We start from the raw sequence: 24,997 nt of genomic DNA, 5'->3' as shown, positions 1-24,997 counted from the left end.
CTTACAGGATGCCGTCCGCCGGGGGCGACGCCGGGGAAGCCCTTTCCCCGCAACCGCCGCGCGGCCTGATCAGGCCGCCCGCATCAAGCATCCAGTACAACAGTTTCGCCGCCACCAGACAGGCACCAAAAATCAGGCAGAAGAAGACCACACGGGAGCCAAAGGCGTCAACGCCCTCACGCGCCAGTACGATCATATTAAACACCGCCCCAAAACAGAACGCCTGCAACACCGCCGATTTATAGCGGTTATTTTCCGCTTTGCCCTGCTCATACAGCCAGTCAAACCATTTAATTACCCAGCCCACCGCCACGGCACCGAGCGGAATAAACCAGACGCCGCCCATCACCACCAGCGAGCCGATAAGCGTCGGCGAAATGGCGAGGCCGGAGTGGTTGTCCAGCACTTCCCAGGTAAAGTAGTTGGCGCTGTTGAGCACTTCCGAAGGCCGCCCCGGCCAGAGCCAGCTCGGGATGAACACGTAGAAGTCGCGCGCCATCGGCGCCAGCCCCTGGAAGTCGATCTTGTCATAGTTTTGCAGCAGCAGCGCCAGGTTCTCCCACGGCGAGAAGGTGTCGCGCGTCAGGTACAGGAAGGTGTAGAACGCCTCCGCGCCGCTGACGTCCAGGCTATAGCGCTTCAGCGCCAGCCAGAACATGCCGACGATGCCGAACACCCCGGCGGCGGCCAGCATCCACAGGGTGATCCAGCCGCGCACAATGCCGATAAACAGGAACAGCGCAAACGCGATGATGATGTTGGCGCGTGTGCCGCCGACGATCATATAGGTCAGGATGCCGAAGGCTACGGTGCTGACCAGGAAGAACAGCCAGCTGCGCAGATCCTGCCGCAGGAAGTAGACCACCAGCATCGCCGGGATGAAGAAATAGAAGAAGCGCTTCAGCGCCACGCCGGACACTTCACTGGAGAAGATCTCGCTATAGGCGTTGAGCTTAAACAGCAGGAAGCCGTTGTGCATAAAGAACACCGTGACGGTGCCTATCGCAATCAGCGCCAGCAACCCCCAGGTGAGGTGCGCCTCTATACGGTTCAGGGTGAACAGCGGTGGCCGCGCGGCGGCGGTGGCGGTGCGTAGCCGCGTTTTGTAGGCCACGTAGTAGATGGCATAGAAACAGGTGGCCGAGAGCAGCGCCTGCAACAGGAATTCCGGCGGCACCACCGCGACATCAAATTCAAACACCAGCAAGCAGGTGAGCGGGAAGCCGAAATAGAAAGTCAGCAGGTAGAGCAGCGAGAAGAAAACGTTGAAGTTAAACCGCACCCGGCGGAACTCCCGGTAGCTCACCGTCAGGATAAACAGCAGCGACGCGAGGTATACCACACTCAGCCCGCCAAATTCGCCCAGCGTCATGGTGCCTCCCCTGCGGCCTGCGCCAGGGCGCTTACCCAGCCATCAATATAGTTCGGGTTGAAGAAGGCGATCGCCTGCTTGTCCACCAGCGCCATCTGCCGTTGCGCCTCGCGCACGGTGGCGTCGTCCAGCGCATCGCCATAAAACAGCACCGGCAGGTGCTGTTCCGCCAGATCCTGCCAGAACGGGTTTTTGCGGCTCAGCACAAACGGAATGCCGGACTGAATCAGCAAACAGAGCGTGCCGATGCCCTGCTGGCGGTTAAAGATAAAGTAGCCGAGGTCACAGCGTTGCAGCAGTGCCAGGTAGTCCGGGAAGGCCATCTGCGCCGTCAGCAGGTGCAGGTTTTCCGGCGGGAACAGCGCCGCCCCCGCCTGCCGGATCTGCGCAATGTACGCCTCGTTATTGGCCGGGTAGCCCAGCGGCACCACGACCTTCACATTGCTGCCGAAATCACGGTGGATTGCCTGCAACGCCTCAATATGGCGGTTGGTGCGGTCGCCGGAGTTCCCCACCAGAATCGTCAGCGGCTGGCCGCCCGCCTGCGTCCGCGCGGGCATGCTCAGCGCCGGGACCATGCGCGTCGGGAAGTAGAGCAAAGACGCCGGAACCCGCGGGTGGCGCTGCCGGTAGTGCTGGATGTCCCCGCGCGTGGCGAACACATGGCCAACGCGCCCCTGCGCCAGCCGCCGCAACAGGTAGAAGGCGCGGAATTTCCAGCCTTTGGCCTCTTCATACAGATCTGCGCCCCAGACATGCCAGTAAACCTGCTGCGGCCGGATTTTGCGTTGCAACAGCGCCAGCCACAGCGCCGGGTTAAATTGCCCGTGCAGGAAAAATCGCGTCTGCCGATCCTGCTGCGCGCGGCGAATCACCGCTTGTGCCAGCGACGGTTTATCCGGGAAAACCTCAATCTTAAGCTCACGGAAAGCCGCGAACGCTGCGGCATCGGCAGCGACGACCATAAAGGTATTCGCCTGCCCGGCCGGGACGCGCGGCAGCAGCACCTCATTAAAGAAGCGCAGCACCGTGAGATTATGGTGTGGGATGTCAGATCCCAGAACGTGAATAAGTGTTGTCATGCCCGCCTACGATAAATCAGGAAAACAGTGCTACAGAGCAAGAAATAGACACAATAGGTGGCCATATAGGCCTGTGCCGCCCCCAGCGCGCCGTGCGCCGGAATCAGCCAGTGGGCAAAACCGGTCAGCAGCAGGAACTGGCTCAGCTCGGTGAGCAGGTAGAAGCGCAACGAGGCGCGGGCGATCACCAGATAGCCATACACATACGCCCCGACTTTCAGCACGTCACCCACCAGTTGCCAGGCGAACAGGTCACGCATCGCGGTGAATTTCTCAGAGAACAGCAGCCAGATCGCCACATCGCGCAGCAGCCAGACGCCGAAGCTCACCGCTGCCACCGCCGGTAACACAAAGGCCAGCGAGCGGCCGATCTCACGGGTGACGGCGGATTTCTCCGTCAGGCGCGACAGCGTCGGCAGCAGGTAAACGCTGAACGAGGCGGTGATAAATTGCAGGTAAGCATCAGAGATGCTGCTTACGCCCTGCCAGATGCCGACCGCGTCCCAGCCATAGTGTGCCGCCAGCAGGTTACGCATCATGATATAGGCGACCGGCAGGGTCACGGCGGTCATCAGCGCCATCAGCGTGAACTTGGCGAACTGCCCGGCCAGCAGCCGGTCCCAGCCCGGTTTCAGATCACGCAGCGGGAAGCGGCGGCGTTTCGCCAGCAGCAGCCCGGCCGGGATCACTGCCAGCGCCGGTACCAGCGCCAGCCCGGCCAGCGCACCTTCATAACCGCCCAGCCGGAAGCAGAGGATATAGGCTACCAGCCCGATCAGGCTGCCGCCGACAATCGCCAGCGCATTGCCCAGCGCGTCGCGGTAACCCTTCAGGATCGCCAGGAAAAAGTTGGCGTAAGCAATGCCCATCTGCACCAGTGCCACGCAGCGCACCACGTTCTGGTAGCGATCGTGGCCGAACAGCCCGGCGCTGATGGGCGCGGCCGCCAGCAGGAACACCAGCGCCAGCAGGGTGGAGAAACCGAGGATTAGCGTGGAAGCGGTGCCGAGCACCGCCCGCAGCCGCGTTGCGTCCTGTTGATGCTCCGCCACGTACTTAGTGACGCCGTTGAAAATACCCGCGCCGGAGAGCACGCCCAGCACGGTGATCAGTTGACGGAAGTTACCCGCCTGCCCGACCCCGCTGGGGCCGAAGCTGACGGCAAGAAGTTTGACCACAATAAGCCCGACGCCAATTTTGATTAACGTCGAGCCTGCGGTCCAGACAGATGCTTTGGCCAGTGACATATCAGGCAAAGAAGCTCAGAAGCGTATTAATGACCGTGCGTTGGTTAACATCAGGCAGGTTGTAGAACAGCGGCAGGCGTACCAACCGCTCGCTTTCGGCGGTGGTGAAGCGGTCTTCCCCGGCGAAACGGCCAAACTGCTGCCCGGCCGGGCTGCTGTGCAGCGGGATGTAGTGGAACACCGACATGATCTCCGCCTCTTTCATGTAGGCGATCAGGGCGTCACGCTCGGCGATGTCCCGCAGCTTGATGTAGAACATGTGGGCGTTGTGCACACAACTGGCCGGGATGGCGGGCAGCGCAATGCGCCCCTGCTTCGCCAGCCGTGACAGCGCTTCATAATAGTTCGTCCAGAGCAGCAGGCGGCGCTGGTTGATGCGGTCGGCCGCCTCCAGTTGCGCCCAGAGATAGCCGGCCTGAAGGTCAGACATCAGGTAACTGGAGCCGATGTCCCGCCAGGTATATTTATCAACCTGGCCGCGGAAGAACTGGCTGCGGTTGGTGCCTTTTTCACGGATGATCTCGGCACGCTCGATCAGCGTGCGGTCATTGATCAACGTCGCGCCGCCCTCACCGCCTGCGGTGTAGTTTTTGGTTTCATGGAAGCTGAAACAGCCGATGTGGCCGATGGTGCCAAGCGCTTTGCCTTTGTATTTCGACATCACGCCCTGCGCGGCATCTTCCACCACGTAAAGGCGGTACTTTTCCGCCAGCGCCATGATGGTGTCCATTTCGCAGGCCACGCCCGCGTAGTGCACCGGCACAATCGCGCGGGTGTTCTCTGTGATGGCCGCCTCGATTTTGGTCTCATCAATGTTCATGGTATCCGGGCGGATATCCACAAACACGATTTTCGCGCCGCGCAGCACAAAGGCGTTGGCGGTCGAGACAAAGGTGTAGCTCGGCATGATCACTTCATCACCCGCTTTGATGTCGAGCAGCAGCGCGGCCATCTCCAGCGACGCAGTGCAGGACGGGGTGAGCAACACTTTCGGGCAGCCAAAATTCTGTTCAATCCACTGCTGGCAGCGGCGGGTGTAGCCGCCGTCACCGCAGAGTTTGCCGCTGCTCATGGCGGACTGCATGTAATCAATTTCAGTGCCCACTACCGGTGGCGCATTAAATGGAATCATAGGATCACCTGTACAACCAAAATGAAGTGGCCGCCACTGACGCGCCACTGCCAATATAAAGACGCATTGCTGCAACGTTCCCGCTCTGGGTCGCTACGTGCAGGTGTGAACGCTGTTCTGCGCGGCACCACTGTTTGGCCGCCTGCATCAGGCAGGTGCCCACGCCGCGCCCACCGGCACCCGGCCAGGCGGCCAGCAGGCCGATGCGCGCCTCATGCTCACCGGTGCGCCGCAAGGTGACAAACCCCTGCGGCCGCTGCCGGCTATCCTCCACCAGCAGGCAAACGTGGTCAAAACTGCCGCGCACCGCGTTGGTGACCCACTGGGCATAGAAGCGGCCGCTGTCCTGCGGCAGATACCAGGGGGCACGGAAACGGCTGAGGGCGAAGGCAGCGGCAGCGGCCTGTTGCAGGGCGGAAATGTCCGCCTCACCGGCCGGCCGCACGGCCAGCGGGCTGGGGCGCACGGCGGCGTCAGGCGTGATTGTCAGGGTAAAATCGACTTCCCCTTCCGCCAGGCGAAACCCCAGGCCGGCCAGCGCATCGGCCAGCGGCAGCTCGGCGGCCGTGATTTTGGCCTGCACAATCTGGTACGCATCCAGCCGCTCGCCGGTCAGCAGTGCGGCCTCCGCAGTGAAATGAAGCTTTGCGCTGGTGCGCTGGAAGAAATCACTCTCCCAGGCCAGCGACTCAATATTGGCGTGGACGCGCATGTAACAGATCCAGCAGGTATTTGCCGTAGCCGGTTTTCGCCAGCGACTGGGCCGCGCGGCGGATCGCCTCGTCATCCAGCCAGCCGTTGCGCCAGCCAATCTCTTCCAGACAGGCGATTTTGAAGCCCTGGCGCTTTTCCACCGTCTGCACAAAGCTGCTCGCCTCGATCAGGCTGTCGTGGGTGCCGGTATCAAGCCAGGCAAAACCGCGCCCCAGCAATTCCACCGTCAGCTCACCGCGATCCAGATACATCTGGTTAATCGAGGTAATTTCCAGTTCGCCACGCACCGAGGGTTTTACCTGTTTGGCGAACTCGACCACCTGCGCATCGTAGAAATAGAGGCCGGTCACTGCCCAGTTGGAACGCGGCTTGAGCGGCTTCTCCTCCAGCGACAGGGCGCGGAAGTTCTCGTCAAACTCCACCACGCCAAAGCGTTCCGGGTCCATGACCTGATAGCCGAATACCGTCGCGCCGCGCTCACGCGCTGCCACGTTTTTCAGTTTCGGGCTGAAGGCCTGGCCGAAATAGATGTTGTCGCCCAGCACCAGGCAGGTGGGTTCGCCGTTGATGAACTCTTCACCAATCAGGAACGCCTGCGCCAGCCCGTCCGGGCTGGCCTGCACTTCATATTGCAGGCGGATGCCGAACTCTTCGCCGCTGCCCAGCAAACGCTGGTAGGAGGCCATGTCTTCCGGCGTGGAGATAATCAGGATGTCGCGGATACCCGCCAGCATCAGCACCGACAGCGGATAGTAGATCATCGGCTTGTCGTAAATCGGCAGCAGCTGTTTGGAGACGCCGCGGGTAATGGGATGAAGCCGGGTGCCGGAGCCGCCCGCCAGAATAATGCCTTTCATATGCTCTCCAGTCCCGCTGCGGCGGGGAATCGTTCAGCCCTAAACGTGCCGGTGGGTGCAGCTCAGCGCCACACCCCTTTGGTATCCACAATCCACGGCTGGCGGACAGTCGCGGCCGGAATGGCTTTAAACACCTGATGGTCCACCAGCATCACCACCACGTCCGCCCGCTGCAACGCCTCATCCAGGCTTACCAGCGTGGTATGGCCGACCAGCGCTTTCGGCAGGTGCTCAACGTGCGGCTCCACCACCAGCGTGTCGCCGCGGTGCCACTCTGCGATCAGCTGCGCAACTTCCACCGCCGGGCTTTCACGCAGGTCATCGATGTTTGGTTTGAATGCCAGGCCAAAGCAGGCGATGGTCACGTCTGACGCGCGCTGGTCATTGGCGGCCAGGCAATCCGCCACCGCGGCTTTGACCTGCTCCACCACCCAGTGCGGTTTGCTGTCATTCACTTCGCGCGCGGTGCGGATCAGCCGCGCCAGTTCCGGGTTCTGTGCCACGATGAACCACGGGTCGACCGCGATGCAGTGGCCGCCGACGCCGGGGCCAGGCTGCAGGATGTTGACGCGCGGGTGGCGGTTTGCCAGCCGGATCAGCTCCCAGACGTTGATGCCCTGCGCGGCACAAATCAGCGACAGCTCATTGGCGAACGCGATGTTCACGTCGCGGAAGCTGTTTTCGGTGAGTTTGCACATCTCGGCGGTGCGGGCGTTGGTTTCCACGCACTCCCCTTCCAGGAAGATGTTGTACAGCGCGCTGGCGCGGGCGGAACAGGCGGGCGTCATGCCGCCGATCACCCGGTCATTCTTGATAAGCTCCACCATCACCTGCCCCGGCAGCACGCGCTCCGGGCAATAGGCGATGTTGACGTCCGCCTGCTCACCCGCCTGCTGCGGGAAGGTCAGATCCGGGCGTGAGTCCGCCAGCCAGCCGGCCATCTGCTCCGTGGCGCCCACCGGTGAGGTGGACTCGAGGATCACCAGATCGCCTTTCTTCAGCACGGTGGCAATAGAGCGGGCCGCCGCCTCGACATACACCATGTCGGGCTGATGGTCGCCCTTGAACGGGGTCGGCACCGCAATCAGGAAGGCATCGGCGGGCTGCGGGGCAATCACCGCGCGCAGATACTTCTCCTCAACGGCGCGCCTGACCACCACATCCAGATCCGGCTCGACGATGTGGATTGCGCCGCGGTTAATGGTTTCCACCGCGTGTGGGTTGATGTCCACACCGATCACGTTTTTCTGGCGGGAGGCAAACGCCGCCGCCGTCGGCAGGCCGATGTAGCCCAGGCCGATCACAGAGATAGTTTCAAAACTCATGGCTTCACCTGATGGGTCTTTAATGCGTGAAGAATACGCTGGCAGGCGTGTCCGTCGCCGTAAGGGTTATGCGCCCGGCTCATGGCGTGATATTCGTTGTCATCGGTCAGCAGGCGGGTCACCTCCTGCACGATTTTTGCCATGTCGGTGCCGACCAGCCGCACGGTGCCGGCGTCCACCGCTTCCGGGCGCTCTGTGGTATCGCGCATCACCAGCACCGGTTTGCCGAGCGAAGGCGCCTCTTCCTGAATGCCGCCGGAATCGGTCAGGATCAGGTAGGCACGATCCATCAGATAGACAAACGGCAGGTAGTCCTGCGGCTCAATCAGGAAGATGTTACCGATGCCGCTGAGGATGCGGTTGACCGGCTCGCTGACGTTCGGGTTGAGGTGCACCGGGTAGACGACCTGCACGTCCGGGTGCCGGCGGGCAATCTCCGCCAGCGCGGTACAGATGCGCTCAAACCCGCCGCCGAAGCTTTCGCGCCGGTGGCCGGTCACCAGAATCAGTTTCTTGTTATTGTCTAAAAAGGCGTAGCGCCGGGCCAGCTCACCGACCAGTTCGGCATTGCCGAGGATGCGGTCACGTACCCACAGCAGTGCATCAATCACCGTGTTGCCGGTGACCACGATGCGGCTCTCCGGCGTGGACTCGCCCAGCAGGTTGCGGCGCGAATTCTCTGTCGGCGCAAAGTGCCAGGTGGCGAGGGTGCCGGTAAGCTTGCGGTTGGCCTCTTCCGGCCAGGGGGAAAAGAGATCGCCGGTGCGTAACCCGGCCTCCACGTGGCCGACCGGGATGCGCTGGTAAAACGCCGCCAGGCTGGTGGCCATGGTGGTGGTGGTATCGCCGTGCACCAGCACCACGTCCGGCCGGAACGCCTCCAGCACCGGCTTTAGCCCCTCAAGGATGCGGCAGGTGATTTCGGTCAGCCCCTGGCCGGGGCGCATGATGTTGAGATCAAAATCGGGTTCGATATCAAACAGACGCAGAACCTGATCCAACATCTCACGATGTTGAGCCGTTACGCATACTTTTGCTTCAAAGGCCTCATCCTGGGCCAGAGCGTGTACCAGCGGGGCCATTTTAATGGCTTCCGGGCGGGTGCCGAAAACAGTCAACACTTTCACAGCGAATCTCTTTTAAGTCGTGGGGACGCGGCCCGCGGGTGCCTGGCGCGTCCGTTTATCGTTCAGTTAAGCCCGTCGGCGCACCAGAGCAATTCCCGCGCCGATCAACGCTCCCACAACGCCCCACATTACCATCAGGAATGCGCGGCGCGGGCTATCACGCGTGACCGGCTCCTCCGGCGTACGCAGATAGCGGTAGGTCTGGAATTTTGCATCTAACGTCGGCCCTACGTTGAGGGTCGATAACATGGCCCGGTTCTGATCGTAACTGATGTCATAACTCGGGCCGGACGCCTGTAAAGACTCCAGGCGGGCCTGCAACATCGGCGTGCCCAATAAAAACATGTCGGAATCCGGCAGCTGCTCGGCCGGGGTATCCGTCTGGCTGCGGCTGATGTTCTGCTGGCGGGCAATTTTCAATGCCTGCTCCACGCTGTTCATCGCGCGCTTATACACCGCCGCGGCCACCGCTTCCTGCCGCTTCACCTGCGCCAGCATCGAGACGGTGCGCGCCGCCCACGCCCCCTGCAACTCATCGTTCAGGTGTTGCACCGCCCGCTGGCTGGCAAAGGCCACATACTGGCGTAACAGTTTATTGGCATCCACGGCGGTTTCTGCCGTGAGTTTCACACTGTCATTCAGGAATTTTTTGTCATCACGCGGAATGAACTGAATGGTGCTGATCAGCTTATCCAGTAATGCGGCATCCGCGTTGACATCCCCTTCCTGGCGCTGTTTGTAATAATCCGTCTGCAACCAGAAGTCACGGCGCGTGTCATAGGCCGCCAGCTGCATGATGAATTCATTATAGGCCTCATCTGAGATCGAGGGCTGGTCGCCCACCGGCGCATTGGCCGCCCGCACATCCAGGTTGCGCAGGAACTGCTGCTGCGAATAGTAGCCGCCCAGGTTATTGACCGTCGGCCGGTCAGTGATGGCCGTCGTACTCCATTTCTGCTCTACCAGGTAAGAGACGCCCAGCGCCAGAACGGCGAACAGCAAGGCCAGCCCGATTATCCAGCGTTTGCCGCGCCACAGCGCACAGCACAACCCGCGGATATCCAGTTCATTTTCTACAGGGTGTGTCTTGGAAGTCGGTAACGTCTCAGATTTCATCACTGCCGGAACACCTCGGGTTAAGATACGTGCTTATTGATCGTGGAGCGGCGCATGCGGCGCTTAATACGTTTGATAAACCGGGCCACGCGCCAGGCGCGTTTGATGCAGTAGCCATACAGCAGAAACGCCAGCAGGAACAGGAACAGCATCATCCACTCCGGCACAAACACCAGCCGTTCACCAATGACCCCGATCGCCGCCAGGATGGCCGCTGCCAGCGTAATCAGCACGAACGCCTGCCGGGAAGAGAATCCGGCGCGCATAATCAGATGGTGGATGTGCTGGCGGTCCGGCGAGAAGGGGCTCATGCCCTTGCGCAGGCGGCGGTACATGATGGCGATCATGTCCATCAGCGGAATGGCGATAAGCCACAGCGCCGTGACCGGGTTCATCGGCGGGGTTGGCCCCTGGGTGCTCTGCATCAGGATCCAGATGGCGGTAAAGCCAATCAGCGTGCTGCCGGCATCGCCCATGAACACCTTATAACGCCGGCCGAGCGCACCGAGGTTAAGCAGGATATAGGGGATGATGGCGGCAATCATCGCGAAGCACCAGAGCGCCAGGTCAACATGCCCGGCCTGATAGACCAGGATGCCCATCGCCCCGAAGGAGACGCAGGAAAGCCCGCCCAGCAGGCCGTCGATGCCGTCCACCATGTTAAAGGCGTTGATCGCGGCCCACACGGCAAACAACGTGACCAGATAGCCGAACGGCCCCAGCACCATTTCCCACGGCCCCAGGATATGCCCCAGGCTTTTCAGCGTCAGCCCGGCAAACACCATCATGGCGATGCCGACCAGCGCCTGCACCAGCGCGCGGATTTTCACGCTGATGTCATAGCGGTCATCCAGCGCCCCAACCAGCACCAGCACACCGGCGCAGCTCAGGTAAAGCAGGGAATGGGGGATATGGAAATCGGAGATCAGGAAGGTAAAACAGATTCCGGCGAAAACCGAAATGCCGCCGACCAGTGGAATCAGCCCCTGATGGCGTTTACGGTAATTAGGTTTATCAACGAGACCAATTTTCTTCGCGACTTTACGGGCAGCAAATAAAAAACAGAAGGAAAACAGGAAGATAAAGAGAAGATCAGTACTCATAGTGAGTAGATTCACAGTTAACAGCTCTCTGCAAAATGATAAGGCACTCTGGTTTGCAACCTGGCAATGTCATAAACCCTCGTGGCCTTACAGTCCTATCCTATGGTGACAGTTATGGTTCTGGCGTGTCAAAAACCTTACGGATTGCGCTGCGTGCTCACCCGGAAAATCCATTAACTTAGAAAAACAGTCACTAAAACGCCATCCGTCATTATCTGAATATGACATTCATGAAACTTTTAATGGCTTATCGTAACTATCAAAAGCAAAAAACGCCACGACTTAGCGTGGCGTTCCCCGAGTTTTACAGAATTATGAGCGCTTCATCATGTCGAAGAATTCATCATTCGTTTTGGTCATCGCGAGCTTATTAATGAGGAATTCCATCGCGTCGATTTCGCCCATCGGGTGAATAATCTTGCGGAGGATCCACATTTTTTGCAGCTCTTCCTGCGTAGCCAGCAACTCTTCTTTACGGGTACCGGAGCGGTTGTAATCAATCGCCGGGAAGACACGTTTTTCAGCAATTTTACGCGCCAGGTGCAGTTCCATGTTACCTGTACCTTTAAACTCTTCGTAAATCACTTCGTCCATCTTCGAACCGGTATCGACCAGTGCAGTCGCGATGATGGTCAGGCTGCCGCCCTCTTCCATGTTACGTGCCGCACCGAAGAAGCGTTTCGGACGGTGCAGGGCATTGGCGTCCACACCACCGGTCAGTACCTTGCCGGAAGCCGGTACCACGGTGTTGTAGGCACGCGCCAGACGGGTGATGGAGTCCAGCAGGATGATCACATCTTTTTTGTGCTCAACCAGGCGCTTGGCCTTCTCGATCACCATTTCCGCTACCTGCACGTGACGGGAAGCCGGTTCGTCGAAGGTCGACGCGACTACTTCACCCTTCACCAGACGCTGCATCTCGGTCACTTCTTCCGGGCGCTCGTCAATCAGCAGCACCATCAGCACGCAGTCCGGGTGGTTGTAGGCGATGCTCTGCGCAATGTTCTGCAGCAGCATGGTCTTACCGGCTTTCGGCGGTGCCACAATCAGGCCACGCTGGCCACGGCCAATCGGGGAGGCCAGATCCAGCACGCGTGCGGTGATGTCTTCGGTGGAACCGTTGCCGCGTTCCATACGCAGACGGGAATTGGCATGCAGCGGGGTAAGGTTTTCGAACAGGATTTTGTTGCGGGCGTTTTCTGGTTTGTCGTAGTTGACTTCGTTAACTTTCAGCAGCGCGAAATAACGCTCACCCTCTTTCGGGGGACGAATCTTACCGGAAATGGTGTCACCGGTACGAAGGTTAAAGCGGCGGATTTGGCTGGGAGAAACGTAGATGTCATCAGGACCGGCGAGGTAGGAGCTGTCTGCAGAACGGAGGAAGCCGAAGCCATCCTGCAATATCTCCAGTACGCCGTCGCCGAAGATATCCTCACCACTCTTCGCATGCTGCTTAAGAATGGAGAAGATAATGTCTTGTTTGCGCATGCGGGCCAGGTTTTCCAGCCCCATATTTTCGCCGAGAGTAATCAGCTCAGAAACCGGCGTGTTCTTTAATTCGGTAAGATTCATAATGGTGGGTTCTTAAACTCGGGGTATGTCTCGAACTTTGTCGTGAATGGTATGGCAGCGAATTCCGTGCCTGTTTACTGGCATTCAATCTCAGTGCGTTTTATCTGAAGAGAGACCGTGAGCAAAATTACGGTATTCATGAAAATGTGGCAGACTGAGAACGAAAGTGCCTAAATGATTTTAGCAAAACCGTGTGACTGTCAAATGCATCGTAAGTTTCGTGCTGGTAAATAATAACGTGATGTTATTGCCGCGCAGAAAGCAATGCGTTCAACACAGAGCAAACCCGGAAGGTTCTGGATCTACACTGTTTTAGGATTCAAACTACAGGTAAGTTCTATATGCAGTAGAAGTAAACTTAACACGCTTCTTTGCAGGCGTCTAGCGGCCAACGTGAATTTCACATTCCCCGCTAAACACCCGGCTTATCGGACGTCCGTGCCGATTACATATTGGCGGTCAGGAACTCTTTCAGCTGACCTTTAGACAGCGCGCCCACCTTGGTGGCAGCGACTTCACCGTTTCTGAACAACAGCAGGGTCGGGATACCACGGATGCCGTATTTCGGCGCGGTGCCCGGGTTGTCATCGATGTTCAGTTTGGCGATGGTCAGCTTGCCGTCAAACTCTTGCGCAATTTCATCCAGAATCGGAGCAATCATCTTACAAGGACCACACCACTCTGCCCAGAAATCGACCAGAACCAGCCCCTCGGCTTTAAGCACATCGGTGTCGAAACTGTCGTCAGTCAGGTGAATAATTTTATCGCTCATGTTTTACTCCAAAGGATTATGTCTACCTAGTTGATGTAGCATTAACCAACATTAGGTTGACTTTATTTCACCGGATACGCTTTCGTAAAGCAATAGTTAGCTGATATTCTACCACACTATGAGCAAAACACACTTAACCGAACAGAAGTTTTCCGACTTCGCCCTGCACCCCCTCGTCGTTGAAGCCCTTGAAAATAAAGGCTTTCACAACTGCACGCCTATTCAGGCGTTAGCACTGCCGATTACCGTCTCCGGACGGGATGTCGCGGGTCAGGCGCAAACCGGTACCGGCAAGACGCTGGCGTTTCTGGCGTCTACTTTCCACTATTTATTGTCGCACCCGGCTGACGCCAACCGTCAGACCAACCAGCCGCGCGCCTTGATCATGGCGCCAACCCGTGAACTGGCCGTGCAGATCCATGCGGATGCGGAAGCGTTGTCCCAGGTAACCGGCCTGAAACTCGGCCTGGCCTACGGCGGCGACGGCTATGACAAACAGCTCAAAGTGCTGGAGAGCGGCGTTGATATCCTGATCGGCACCACCGGCCGCCTGATCGACTACGCCAAGCAGAACTACATTAACCTGGGCGCGATCCAGGTCGTGGTACTGGATGAAGCTGACCGCATGTTCGACCTCGGCTTTATTAAAGACATCCGCTGGCTGTTCCGCCGGATGCCGCCGGCTGACCAGCGCCTGAACATGCTGTTCTCCGCCACCCTCTCCTACCGGGTGAAAGAGCTGGCGTTCGAGCACATGAACAACGCGGAATCCATTGAAGTGGAACCGGAGCAGAAAACCGGCCACCGCATTCAGGAAGAGCTGTTCTATCCGTCGAACGAAGAAAAGATGCGCCTGCTGCAAACGCTGCTGGAAGAAGAGTGGCCAGATCGCTGCATTATTTTCGCCAACACCAAACACCGCTGTGAAGACATCTGGGGCCATCTGGCCGCGGACGGCCACCGCGTCGGCCTGTTGACCGGTGACGTTGCCCAGAAAAAACGCCTGCGTATTCTGGATGATTTCACCAAAGGCAATATCGACATCCTGGTCGCCACCGACGTCGCCGCGCGCGGCCTGCATATTCCTGCCGTCACCCACGTCTTTAACTATGACCTGCCTGACGACTGCGAAGACTATGTGCACCGCATCGGCCGTACCGGCCGCGCCGGGGCCAGCGGCCACTCCATCAGCCTCGCCTGTGAAGAGTATGCGCTGAACCTGCCGGCGATTGAGGCCTATACCGGCCACAGCATCCCGGTGAGCAAATACAACAGCGATGCGCTGCTGACCGGCCTGCCGGCACCAAAACGTCTGGCCCGTGCGCGCACCGGCAACGGCCCGCGCCGCAACGGTTCCGCACCACGCCGTAACAGCGGGGCATCCCGCACCAACCGTAAACGTCCGGGCTAACCACGATGCTCAGTTCCTCCCTCTATGCCGCCATCGATCTGGGCTCCAACAGTTTCCATATGTTGGTGGTGCGGGAGGTGGCGGGCAGCATCCAGACGCTGGCACGCATCAAGCGCAAAGTCCGGCTGGCCGCCGGTCTGGGCAAAGATAACCGGCTGTCCCATGAGGCGATGCAGCGCGGCTGGCAATGCCTGAAACTCTTCTCGGAACGGCTGCAGGACATCCCGCGCGATCAGGTGCGGGTTGTCGCCACCGCCACGCTGCGGCTGGCGACCAACACGGATGAATTCCTGGAAACGGCGCAGGCGATCCTCGGCTGCCCGATTCAGGTGATCAGTGGGGAAGAGGAAGCGCGCCTTATCTATCACGGCGTGGCGCACACCACCGGCGGCCCGGATCAGCGTCTGGTGGTCGACATCGGCGGCGGCAGTACCGAGCTGGTGACCGGCACGGGCGCGCAGTCTACCGCGCTGTTCAGCCTGTCGATGGGCTGCGTCACCTGGCTGGAACGTTACTTCGGCGACCGCAATCTGGGTAAAGCGAATTTTGACCAGGCTGAGGAAGCCGCGCTGGCGATGATTGCGCCGGTGGCGGATGCCCTGATTGAGAAAGGCTGGCAGATTTGCGTCGGGGCGTCCGGCACGGTGCAGGCGTTGCAGGAGATCATGGTGGCGCAGGGCATGGATGAACGCATTACCCTGCCCAAACTGCAACAGCTTAAACACCGCGCCATTCAGTGCGGCAAGCTGGAAGAGCTGGAAATTGAGGGGCTGACGCTTGAGCGTGCGCTGGTGTTCCCCAGCGGCCTGTCGATTCTGATCGCCATTTTCAAGGCGCTGAACATCGACACCATGACGCTGGCCGGTGGCGCACTGCGTGAAGGGCTGGTGTACGGCATGTTGCACCTGCCGATTGAGCAGGACATCCGCCACCGCACACTGCGCAATTTGCAGCGCCGCTACCTGCTGGACAGCGAACAGGCGGCACGGGTTGCCCAGCTAGCAGAGAGTTTTGCCCTGCAACTGGCGCAGGCGTGGCAACTGGATGCTCTCGCCCGTGAATTGCTCAACAGCGCCTGTCTGATCCATGAAATCGGCCTCAGCGTTGATTTCCGTCAGGCCCCGCACCACGCGGCTTACCTGATCCGTCACCTTGACCTGCCCGGCTTTACCCCGGCGCAGAAAAAGCTGCTGGCGACGCTGCTGCAAAACCAGAACAACACCCTGGACCTCACGCTGCTTGACCAGCAGAACGCCTTGCCGCCGCGCCAGGCTCAGCGCCTCTGCCGGTTGTTACGGCTGGCGATTATCTTTGCCAGCCGCCGCCGCGATGACACCCTGCCGGCGGTGCGCCTGCATGCCGAAGAGGATGTGTTGTCGGTACAGGTGCCGCATGGCTGGCTGGAACAGCATCCGCTGCGGGCGGAAGAACTGGAACATGAGAGCCATTGGCAAAGTTATGTCCACTGGCCGCTGACCGTGGAAGAAATGACGTAACGCCTGCTCAGCAAAAAGCCCGGCTTGCCGGGCTTTTTGCTGTTTGTTATGGGCGTTTACGTAGTGCGGCGTCAGCCGCCGCGCGCTTTTGCCAGCATTTCGCGGATATTTGCCAGGCTGGACTGTCCTTTCTGCATCCGCTCCTCCGCGCTGACCACTTTGCGTTCCGTCTCCCACGCCAGATCGTCCTGCGGCAACTCCAGCAGAAAACGGCTTGGCTCCGGGCGCACCAGCTCGCCATACTGACGGCGTTCGCGGCACAGGGTAAACACCAGCTCTTTTTGCGCGCGGGTAATGCCGACGTAAGCCAGGCGGCGCTCTTCGTCCACGTTCTCTTCATCGATGCTGCTCTGGTGCGGCAACAAGCCCTCTTCCATGCCGACCAAAAAGACGTAGGGGAACTCCAGCCCCTTCGAGGCGTGCAGCGTCATCAGCTGAACCTGATCCAGCTCCTCATCGCTTTCGCCGCGCTCCATCATGTCGCGCAGGGTAAAGCGCGTCACCACCTGAGCCAGCGTCATCGGCTCATCGAGGTCGGTGCCTTCCAGCATTTCGGTCATCCAGCTGAACAGCTGGTTGACGTTCTTCATCCGCATTTCGGCGGCTTTGGCGCTGGGCGAGGTCTCATAGAGCCAGCTTTCATAGTCGATGCCGTGGATCAGGTCACGCACCGCGGCCACCGGGGTACGTTCAGCCAGGTCCGCCACGCCTTTCAGCCAGTGGGTAAAGCGCTGTAAGGATTCCAGCCCGCGCCCGGTCAGGTACTGGCCCAGCCCCAGATCGAAACTGGCGGCAAACAAACTTTTATTGCGCTGGTTGGCCCATTCGCCCAGCTTTTGCAGCGTCGCGGGGCCGATTTCACGTTTCGGCGTGTTGACGATGCGCAGGAACGCGCTGTCATCCCCTTCGTTGGTCAGAATGCGCAGATAGGCGAGTAAATCTTTAATCTCCGGCCGGGAGAAGAACGAGGTGCCGCCGGAAATCCGGTACGGGATGCGGTTTTGCATCAGCATCTTTTCAAACAGCCGCGACTGGTGGTTACCCCGGTACAGAATCGCATAGTCGCTGTACTGGGTTTTCCGCACAAAGCGGTGGGCGATCAGCTCGCCGACCACCCTTTCCGCTTCGTGATCCTCATTATTGGCGGTCACCACTTTCAGCGCCTCGCCGTAGCCCAGCTCGGAGAACAGCCGCTTCTCAAACACATGCGGGTTGTTGGCAATCAGAATATTGGCAGCCTTCAGGATGCGCCCGGTCGAGCGGTAATTCTGCTCCAGCTTGATCACCTGCAACGCCGGGAAATCCTCTTTCAGCAATACCAGGTTCTGCGGCCGCGCGCCGCGCCAGGAGTAGATCGACTGATCGTCATCGCCCACCACGGTAAAGCGTGCACGGTTGCCCACCAGCAATTTCACCAGTTCATACTGGCTGGTGTTGGTGTCCTGGTATTCATCCACCAGCAGGTAGCGGATGCGCTGCTGCCAGCGCTCACGCACTTCCTCATTGCGTTGCAGCAGCAGCGTCGGCAGCAGGATCAGGTCGTCAAAGTCCAGCACGTTACAGGCGCGGAGATGATCGTGGTAGAGGCTGTAGCAGTGGGCGAACAGCTTTTCGCGCTCGGAACGTGCCCGGCCTGCCGCGCCCTGCGGATCGACCAGATCGTTTTTCCAGTTTGAGATCGTGGAGATCAGTTGCTGGAGCAGCGTCTTGTCATTTTCCAGCCATTTTTCGGTCAGTTCTTTCAGCAGCGCCAGCTGATCCTGATCGTCAAACAGCGAGAAGTTGGATTTCATGCCGAGTGCGGCATATTCACGTTTGATAATCTCCAGCCCCAGCGTATGGAAGGTAGAAATCATCAGCCCGCGCGCCTCCTTGCGGCCCATGGTCTGGGCGACACGCTCTTTCATCTCGCGCGCGGCCTTGTTGGTAAAGGTCACGGCGGCGATATGGCGTGCCTGATAGCCACACTCACGGATCAGGTGGGCGATTTTGTTGGTGATCACCCGGGTTTTTCCGGAGCCGGCCCCGGCCAGAACCAGGCAAGGTCCTGTGACAAATTCGACGGCGTGTTGTTGGCTGGGGTTTAATCGCATGGCGCTATTTTGCTCAAGAGATGGACGGGCGGCGATTGTATCAGAAAGGCGGGCGGAGATTGACCGCCTTTACTTTCGGATTATGGCACGGTAAACCGGCGGGTTGTCCACATCCGGCGCGGCGGGTGGTAGAGTAGGCGCTGACATTCATTTCGTAAAAAAGGCTTTATTATGGCGAATACTGCGTCTGCACTGCATATCCTGGTCGATACCGAACAACAGGCCAACGACATTCTGGATAAACTGGCGCAAGGTGCCGACTTCCAGGAGCTGGCCCGCAAGCATTCTACCTGCCCGTCCAAGCGTGCCGGCGGCTCGCTGGGTGAATTCCGCAAAGGCGACATGGTGCCGTCCTTTGACAAAGCAGTGTTCAGCTGCGAATTGCTGAAACCTTACGGGCCGGTAAAAACCCAGTTTGGTTACCACATTATCAAGGTGCTGTACCGCAACTGATCGGCGGCGACAGGCATAAAAAAGGGCGACATGATGTCGCCCTTTTCTGTTTCCGCTGCGGTTAGCCGGCAACCGCGATGCGTTTCATGTCCGTCATGTAGCCACGCAGTTTGCGGCCCACGGATTCGATCGGGTGGTTGCGGATCGCTTCGTTAACGTCACGCAGTTGCGCGTTGTCCACCGAGGTACCCGCCACGGACTGACCCAGGTCGCCGGTTTGCAGCGAGGCCATGAATTTCTCTTTCAGCAGCGGCACGGCCGCGTTGGCGAACAGGTAGTTGCCGTACTCTGCGGTGTCGGAGATCACCACGTTCATCTCATACAGGCGCTTACGGGCGATGGTGTTCGCGATCAGCGGCAGCTCGTGCAGGGATTCGTAGTACGCGGACTCTTCAATGATACCGGCGTCCACCATGGTTTCGAAGGCCAGTTCTACCCCGGCTTTCACCATTGCGATCATCAGCACGCCGTGGTCGAAGTACTCCTGCTCAGCAATTTTACCCTCTTGCTGCGGCGCATTTTCAAACGCGGTCGCACCGGTCTCTTCACGCCAGGTCAGCAGTTTCACATCGTCTGCTGCCCAGTCTGCCATCATGCCGCTGGAGAATTCGCCGGAGATGATGTCATCCATATGTTTCTGGAACAGCGGCGCCATGATGCCTTTCAGCTGTTCAGACAGTGCATTGGCACGCAGTTTTGCCGGGTTGGAGAGTCTGTCCATCATCAGGGTGATGCCGCCCTGTTTCAGCGCCTCGGTGATGGTTTCCCAGCCGAACTGAATCAGTTTTTCCGCGTAGGCCGGCTCAGCGCCGTCTGCGACCAGCTTGTCGAAGCAGAGCAGCGAACCGGCCTGCAACATACCGCACAGAATGGTCTGCTCACCCATCAGGTCAGATTTCACCTCTGCCACGAAGGATGACTCCAGCACGCCGGCACGGTGGCCGCCGGTAGCGGCAGCCCAGGCTTTGGCGATCGCCATGCCTTCGCCTTTCGGGTCATTTTCCGGGTGAACGGCAATCAGCGTCGGTACGCCAAAGCCACGTTTGTACTCTTCACGCACTTCGGTGCCGGGGCACTTCGGCGCCACCATCACCACGGTGATGTCTTTACGGATCTGCTCGCCCACTTCCACGATATTGAAGCCATGGGAGTAACCCAGCGCCGCGCCATCTTTCATCAGCGGCTGTACAGCTTTCACCACCGCGCTGTGCTGCTTGTCCGGGGTCAGGTTAACCACCAGATCGGCCTGCGGGATCAGCTCTTCATAGGTACCGACCTTGAAGCCGTTTTCTGTGGCTTTACGCCAGGAGGCGCGTTTTTCGTCAATCGCTTCCTGACGCAGGGCGTAGGCGATGTCCAGGCCGGAGTCGCGCATGTTCAGGCCCTGGTTCAGGCCCTGAGCACCACAGCCCACAATCACCACTTTTTTCCCTTTCAGGTAGCCGGCTTCGTCGGCAAATTCGTCGCGGGACATAAAGCGACATTTACCCAATTGGGCCAGCTGCTGGCGCAGGTTCAGGGTGTTGAAGTAATTAGCCATGGTAAGACTCCGTTGATGTTGTGTTCGCTGTTTTTTTCACTTCCCCCTCTCTGTGGGGGGGAATTCGTTGAAATCTACTATAGGCTATGCCGCGCATTGCTTAAATTGATATATTACGAATCTGTCATTGCAGAAACTGCAACATGTGACCGCCTTCACATCCCTTTTTGGAACCTGACGACTGCCCTATGGATATCCGTGACCTGAAACTGTTCCTGCACCTGACCGAGAGCCGCCACTTCGGCCGCACCGCTAAAGCGATGCACGTCAGCCCGTCTACGCTGTCACGCCAGATCCAGCGGCTGGAGGAGAGCATCGGCCAGCCGCTGTTCCTGCGTGATAACCGCACCGTGCAACTCACCGATGCGGGTGAACAGGTGCGCGGGTTCGCCCAGCACACCTTGTTGCAGTATCAGCAGTTGCGCCATGCGCTGGGGCAGAAAGGGCCGACGCTCACCGGCGAGCTGCGGCTGTTCTGTTCAGTCACGGCGGCTTACAGCCACCTGCCGCCGATCCTCGATCGCTTCCGTGCCAGATACCCGTTGGTGGAGATCAAGCTGACCACCGGCGATGCCGCCGACGCGGTGCAGAAAGTGCAGTCCAATGAGGCCGATCTCGGCATCGCCGGGCGGCCGGAATCTCTGCCTTCCAGCATCGGCTTTACCAAAATCGGCGAGATCCCGCTGGTGCTGATCGCCCCGGCGCTGCCGGGTACGGTACGCAGCCAGGCCTCTGAGCCGCAGCCCGACTGGTCACAGATTCCGTTTATCCTGCCGGAGCATGGCCCGGCGCGCCGCCGCATCGATTTATGGTTCCGCCGCCATCACATCACCAACCCGCAGATTTACGCCACGGTGTCAGGGCATGAGGCGATTGTGTCGATGGTGGCGCTGGGATGCGGCATCGCGCTGATCCCGGATGTGGTGCTGGATAACAGCCCGGAGCCGGTGCGCAGCCGCATTTCGGTGCTGGACCATATTTCGCTGGTCGCGCCATTTGAACTGGGGGTCTGCGTGCAAAAGAAACGGCTGAGCGAAACGCTGATTGAGGCGTTTTGGGGATTGCTGTAGCGCAAACGAGAGCTGTAGCGCAAACGAGAATAGCAAAAAAAACGGGCCGTCTGAGCGACCCGTTCACGGTATTAAGCAACGCTAGCCCGCCAGGAAAAAGCGGAATGACGGGTTGTTGGTTTCGTCGTGGCAATCGTAACCGAGCGCCGTCAGGTGACGGTCAAACTCTGGCTCCTGCTCGCCCAGCTCAAACGCCGCCAGCACCCGGCCGTAATCGGTGCCGTGGCTGCGGTAATGGAACAGGGAGATATTCCAGTGGGTACCGAGGGTATGCAGGAATTTCAGCAGTGCGCCGGGTGATTCCGGGAACTCAAAGCTGTAAAGGCGTTCGCGCAGTGGCTTGCTGGGGCGGCCGCCCACCATATAGCGCACATGCAGCTTGGCCATTTCGTCATCTGAAAGATCCACCACTTTGTAGCCCCCGGCACCGAGATCGTCGAGGATCTCCTGCCGCTCCAGGTGGCCGCGCGTCAGCCGTACCCCAACGAAAATGCAGGCGTTGTCGGCATCGGCATAGCGGTAGTTGAACTCCGTGACCGAGCGGCCGCCAAGCAGCTGGCAAAACTTCAGGAAGCTGCCCTTCTGCTCCGGAATGGTCACCGCCAGCAGCGCTTCACGCTGCTCGCCCAGCTCACAGCGCTCCGAGACATAACGCAGGCCGTGGAAGTTAAGGTTGGCTCCTGACAGCACATGCGCCAGCCGCTCGCCCTGAATGTTGTGCTGCTGCACGTATTTCTTCAGCCCGGCCAGCGCCAGCGCCCCGGAGGGCTCGGCAATCGCCCGCACATCCTCAAACAGATCTTTCACTGCGGCGCAGATGGCATCGCTGTCCACGGTGATGACGTCGTCGAGATACTCCCGGCAGAGCCGGAAGGTTTCATTGCCGATGCGCTTCACCGCCACGCCTTCGGCAAACAGCCCGACACGCGGCAAATCCACCGGCTCACCGGCATCCAGCGCGGCGCGTAAACAGGCGGAATCCGCCGCTTCCACGCCAATCACTTTGATCTGCGGCATCAGCTGCTTAATCAGCACTGCCACGCCGGCCGCCAGCCCGCCGCCGCCTACCGGCACGAAGACCCGGTCAAGGTGGGCGTCCTGTTGCAGCAGCTCCATCGCCAGCGTGCCCTGCCCGGCGATCACCGCCGGGTGGTCAAACGGCGGCACAAACGTCATGCCCTGCTGCTGTGACAGCTCAATCGCCCGCGCTTTCGCCTCATCAAAATTAGCTCCATGCAGCAGCACTTCGCCGCCGAAGCTGCGCACCGCATCCACTTTAATGTCGGCAGTTGCCACCGGCATCACAATCAATGACTTAATGCCGCCGCGCGTGGCAGAGAGTGCCACGCCCTGCGCATGGTTACCGGCCGAGGCCGTCACCACGCCGCGCGCTTTCTCTTCCTGCGTCAGCCCGGCGATCATCGAATAGGCCCCGCGCAACTTGAAACTGTGTACCGGCTGGCGATCCTCACGTTTCACCAGCACGGTATTGCCCAGCCGGGCGGAAATTTTATCCATCACCTGCAATGGGGTGACCTGCGCCACCTCATACACCGGGGCGCGCAGCACCGCTCTCAGGTACTCCGCGCCACAGGGGGCATCGGGCAAAGGTTGTGATACCGCCATGGATCAGCCTCCCAGCTTGCTCTTATCACGGACTGCGCCTTTGTCGGCGCTGGTCGCCAGCGTGGCATACGCCCGCAGAGCATAAGAGACCTGACGCACACGCGCTTTCGGCGTCCAGGCTGCGTCGCCGCGGGCAGTTTCCGTTTCACGCCGCGCTGCCAGTTCGCTGTCTGCCACATCCAGGGCGATGCTTCGGCCGGGGATGTCGATGTCGACGATGTCGCCATCCTGCACCAGCGCAATCAGGCCGCCGCTGGCCGCTTCCGGTGAGACGTGGCCGATAGAGAGGCCGGAGGTGCCGCCGGAGAAGCGGCCATCGGTGATCAGCGCGCAGCTTTTGCCCAGGCCCATCGACTTCAGGTAAGTGGTCGGGTAGAGCATCTCCTGCATCCCCGGCCCGCCTTTCGGCCCCTCGTAGCGGATCACCACAACGTCACCCGCCACCACTTTGCCGCCGAGGATCGCCTCTACCGCGTCATCCTGGCTTTCGTACACTTTGGCCGGGCCGCGGAAAGTCAGGCTCTCTTTCTCTACACCGGCCGTTTTCACGATGCAGCCATCTTCCGCGATGTTGCCGTACAGCACCGCCAGCCCGCCGTCCTGGCTGAACGCGTGCTCGCGGGTGCGGATGCACCCCTCTTTACGGTCGGTGTCCAGCGTCGGCCAGCGGCAATCCTGCGAGAACGCCTGGGTGGTGCGGATGCCGGCCGGGCCGGCGGCGAACATCTTTTTCACCTCAGGGTTGTCGGTCACCATCACGTCATACTCAGCCAGCGTCTGCGGCAGGGTCTGCATCAGGACGTTATTCACCTCGCGGTTCAGCAGCCCGGCGCGATCCAGCTCGCCGAGGATGCCGATCACGCCACCGGCGCGGTGCACATCTTCCATATGGTATTTCGGCGTGCTCGGGGCCACTTTGCACAGGTGCGGCACTTTGCGCGACAGGCGATCGATATCCGTCATGGTGAAGTCGATTTCGCCTTCCTGCGCGGCGGCCAGCAGGTGCAGCACGGTATTGGTGGAGCCGCCCATCGCAATGTCCAGCGTCATGGCGTTTTCAAATGCCGCCTTGTTGGCGATGCTGCGCGGCAGCACGCTCTCATCATCCTGCTCGTAATAGCGTTTCGCCAGGCTGACGATGCGCTCACCCGCTTTCAGGAACAGTTCTTTACGGTCGGCATGGGTCGCCAGCAGCGAGCCATTGCCCGGCTGTGACAGGCCGAGTGCTTCCGTCAGGCAGTTCATGGAGTTGGCGGTGAACATGCCGGAACAGGAGCCGCAGGTCGGGCAGGCGGAGCGCTCGATCTGCGCGCTCTCTTCGTCAGAGACTTTCGGGTTAGCGCCCTGAATCATCGCGTCGATCAGGTCCAGCTTGATGATTTTGTCAGAGAGCTTGGTCTTACCGGCTTCCATCGGGCCGCCGGAAACAAAGATCACCGGAATATTCAGCCGCAGGGAGGCCATCAGCATCCCCGGGGTGATTTTGTCGCAGTTGGAGATACAGACCATCGCGTCCGCACAGTGTGCGTTGACCATGTACTCCACGGAGTCCGCGATCAGTTCACGCGAAGGCAGCGAGTAAAGCATGCCGCCGTGGCCCATGGCGATGCCGTCATCCACAGCAATGGTGTTGAACTCTTTGGCCACACCGCCGGAGGCTTCAATCTGTTCTGCCACCAGCTTGCCCAAATCGCGCAGGTGGACGTGGCCCGGCACAAACTGCGTGAAAGAGTTGACCACCGCGATAATCGGCTTACCGAAATCGTCGTCGGTCATCCCGGTTGCGCGCCACAGCGCGCGGGCACCGGCCATGTTACGGCCGTGGGTCGTGGTAGCGGAACGGTACTTAGGCATGCTCATTACTCCAGTTATTCTGATACGCAGGCGGG

At 59.7% G+C, this 24,997-nt stretch carries 20 protein-coding genes; 4 read left to right on the top strand and 16 right to left on the bottom strand.

Annotated features, from left to right (window positions below):
• Window position 1 precedes the first annotated feature (1 nt).
• The 12 genes from wzyE to trxA all read right to left on the bottom strand — a co-directional run bounded on the left by wzyE (window position 2) and on the right by trxA (window position 13,419).
• On the bottom strand, window positions 2–1,372 hold the full coding sequence (wzyE, locus tag CYR55_RS15320; protein ID WP_101817249.1) for an ECA oligosaccharide polymerase: 1,371 nt from the start codon (window positions 1,370–1,372) through the stop codon (window positions 2–4).
• The gene (locus CYR55_RS15315) at window positions 1,369–2,454 is read right to left on the bottom strand and encodes a TDP-N-acetylfucosamine:lipid II N-acetylfucosaminyltransferase (RefSeq protein WP_101817248.1); all 1,086 of its coding nucleotides are present in this window, start codon (window positions 2,452–2,454) and stop codon (window positions 1,369–1,371) included. Before CYR55_RS15315 ends, wzyE begins: the two co-directional genes overlap by 4 nt.
• Complete coding sequence (gene wzxE / locus CYR55_RS15310) at window positions 2,451–3,701, bottom strand: lipid III flippase WzxE (RefSeq protein WP_101817247.1); 1,251 nt, start codon at window positions 3,699–3,701, stop codon at window positions 2,451–2,453. Before wzxE ends, CYR55_RS15315 begins: the two co-directional genes overlap by 4 nt.
• A gap of 1 nt (window position 3,702) precedes the next feature.
• Window positions 3,703–4,833, bottom strand: a complete 1,131-nt coding sequence (gene rffA / locus CYR55_RS15305) for a dTDP-4-amino-4,6-dideoxygalactose transaminase (RefSeq protein WP_101817246.1) — start codon at window positions 4,831–4,833, stop codon at window positions 3,703–3,705.
• Between the two features lie 4 nt (window positions 4,834–4,837).
• Window positions 4,838–5,545: a dTDP-4-amino-4,6-dideoxy-D-galactose acyltransferase gene (gene rffC, locus CYR55_RS15300; protein WP_101817245.1), complete on the bottom strand. Its 708-nt coding sequence runs from the start codon at window positions 5,543–5,545 to the stop codon at window positions 4,838–4,840.
• A complete protein-coding gene (gene rfbA, locus CYR55_RS15295; RefSeq protein ID WP_072931276.1) occupies window positions 5,523–6,404 on the bottom strand; it encodes a glucose-1-phosphate thymidylyltransferase RfbA in 882 nt (293 codons plus the stop codon). The genes rffC and rfbA overlap by 23 nt, the downstream gene beginning before the upstream one ends.
• Before the next feature lie 62 nt (window positions 6,405–6,466).
• Window positions 6,467–7,729 (bottom strand): UDP-N-acetyl-D-mannosamine dehydrogenase, encoded by a 1,263-nt coding sequence (wecC, locus tag CYR55_RS15290; RefSeq protein WP_101817244.1) that lies wholly within the window; start codon window positions 7,727–7,729, stop codon window positions 6,467–6,469.
• Window positions 7,726–8,856, bottom strand: coding sequence for a non-hydrolyzing UDP-N-acetylglucosamine 2-epimerase (gene wecB, locus CYR55_RS15285; RefSeq protein WP_101817243.1), 1,131 nt, complete (start codon window positions 8,854–8,856; stop codon window positions 7,726–7,728). Before wecB ends, wecC begins: the two co-directional genes overlap by 4 nt.
• A 66-nt stretch (window positions 8,857–8,922) precedes the next feature.
• Entirely contained in the window at window positions 8,923–9,972 is a 1,050-nt protein-coding gene (wzzE, locus tag CYR55_RS15280) for an ECA polysaccharide chain length modulation protein (RefSeq protein WP_101817242.1), read from the bottom strand.
• Between the two features lie 20 nt (window positions 9,973–9,992).
• The gene (wecA, locus tag CYR55_RS15275) at window positions 9,993–11,090 is read right to left on the bottom strand and encodes a UDP-N-acetylglucosamine--undecaprenyl-phosphate N-acetylglucosaminephosphotransferase (protein WP_101817241.1); all 1,098 of its coding nucleotides are present in this window, start codon (window positions 11,088–11,090) and stop codon (window positions 9,993–9,995) included.
• A 297-nt stretch (window positions 11,091–11,387) separates the two neighbouring features.
• Window positions 11,388–12,647, bottom strand: a complete 1,260-nt coding sequence (gene rho / locus CYR55_RS15270; protein ID WP_072931267.1) for a transcription termination factor Rho — start codon at window positions 12,645–12,647, stop codon at window positions 11,388–11,390.
• Between the two features lie 445 nt (window positions 12,648–13,092).
• Window positions 13,093–13,419 carry a thioredoxin TrxA gene (gene trxA / locus CYR55_RS15265; protein WP_072931266.1) on the bottom strand — a complete coding sequence of 109 codons (327 nt, stop codon included), beginning with the start codon at window positions 13,417–13,419 and terminating at the stop codon, window positions 13,093–13,095.
• A gap of 118 nt (window positions 13,420–13,537) precedes the next feature.
• Between trxA and rhlB the strand changes: the two genes are divergently transcribed.
• Window positions 13,538–14,830 (top strand): ATP-dependent RNA helicase RhlB, encoded by a 1,293-nt coding sequence (rhlB, locus tag CYR55_RS15260; protein WP_101817240.1) that lies wholly within the window; start codon window positions 13,538–13,540, stop codon window positions 14,828–14,830.
• A 5-nt stretch (window positions 14,831–14,835) separates the two neighbouring features.
• Window positions 14,836–16,326: a guanosine-5'-triphosphate,3'-diphosphate diphosphatase gene (gppA, locus tag CYR55_RS15255; RefSeq protein WP_101817239.1), complete on the top strand. Its 1,491-nt coding sequence runs from the start codon at window positions 14,836–14,838 to the stop codon at window positions 16,324–16,326.
• 71 nt (window positions 16,327–16,397) lie between these two features.
• On the opposite strand, the gene rep is transcribed toward gppA, so the two are convergent.
• Window positions 16,398–18,419 (bottom strand): DNA helicase Rep, encoded by a 2,022-nt coding sequence (gene rep / locus CYR55_RS15250; protein WP_101817238.1) that lies wholly within the window; start codon window positions 18,417–18,419, stop codon window positions 16,398–16,400.
• A gap of 171 nt (window positions 18,420–18,590) precedes the next feature.
• Between rep and ppiC the strand changes: the two genes are divergently transcribed.
• On the top strand, window positions 18,591–18,872 hold the full coding sequence (gene ppiC, locus CYR55_RS15245) for a peptidylprolyl isomerase PpiC (protein ID WP_101817237.1): 282 nt from the start codon (window positions 18,591–18,593) through the stop codon (window positions 18,870–18,872).
• 61 nt (window positions 18,873–18,933) lie between these two features.
• Here the strand turns inward: ppiC and ilvC are convergent, their stop codons facing one another.
• Window positions 18,934–20,412, bottom strand: a complete 1,479-nt coding sequence (gene ilvC / locus CYR55_RS15240; protein WP_101817236.1) for a ketol-acid reductoisomerase — start codon at window positions 20,410–20,412, stop codon at window positions 18,934–18,936.
• 188 nt (window positions 20,413–20,600) lie between these two features.
• Here ilvC and ilvY point away from each other — a divergent pair, with 188 nt between their 5' ends.
• The gene (gene ilvY / locus CYR55_RS15235) at window positions 20,601–21,482 is read left to right on the top strand and encodes an HTH-type transcriptional activator IlvY (protein ID WP_101817235.1); all 882 of its coding nucleotides are present in this window, start codon (window positions 20,601–20,603) and stop codon (window positions 21,480–21,482) included.
• An 81-nt stretch (window positions 21,483–21,563) separates the two neighbouring features.
• Here ilvY and ilvA read toward each other — a convergent pair whose 3' ends face one another.
• Entirely contained in the window at window positions 21,564–23,108 is a 1,545-nt protein-coding gene (gene ilvA, locus CYR55_RS15230) for a threonine ammonia-lyase, biosynthetic (protein ID WP_101817234.1), read from the bottom strand.
• A 3-nt stretch (window positions 23,109–23,111) separates the two neighbouring features.
• Window positions 23,112–24,962 (bottom strand): dihydroxy-acid dehydratase, encoded by a 1,851-nt coding sequence (gene ilvD / locus CYR55_RS15225; protein WP_101817233.1) that lies wholly within the window; start codon window positions 24,960–24,962, stop codon window positions 23,112–23,114.
• Between the last annotated feature and the right edge of the window lie 35 nt (window positions 24,963–24,997).

Origin of the sequence: Chimaeribacter californicus, assembly GCF_002858675.1 — a bacterium.
In the GTDB taxonomy this organism is placed as follows: Bacteria; Pseudomonadota; Gammaproteobacteria; order Enterobacterales; family Enterobacteriaceae; genus Chimaeribacter; species Chimaeribacter californicus.
The sequence above is the reverse complement of the archived record's forward strand: the minus strand, read 5'-3'. Positions and strand labels throughout refer to the sequence as shown.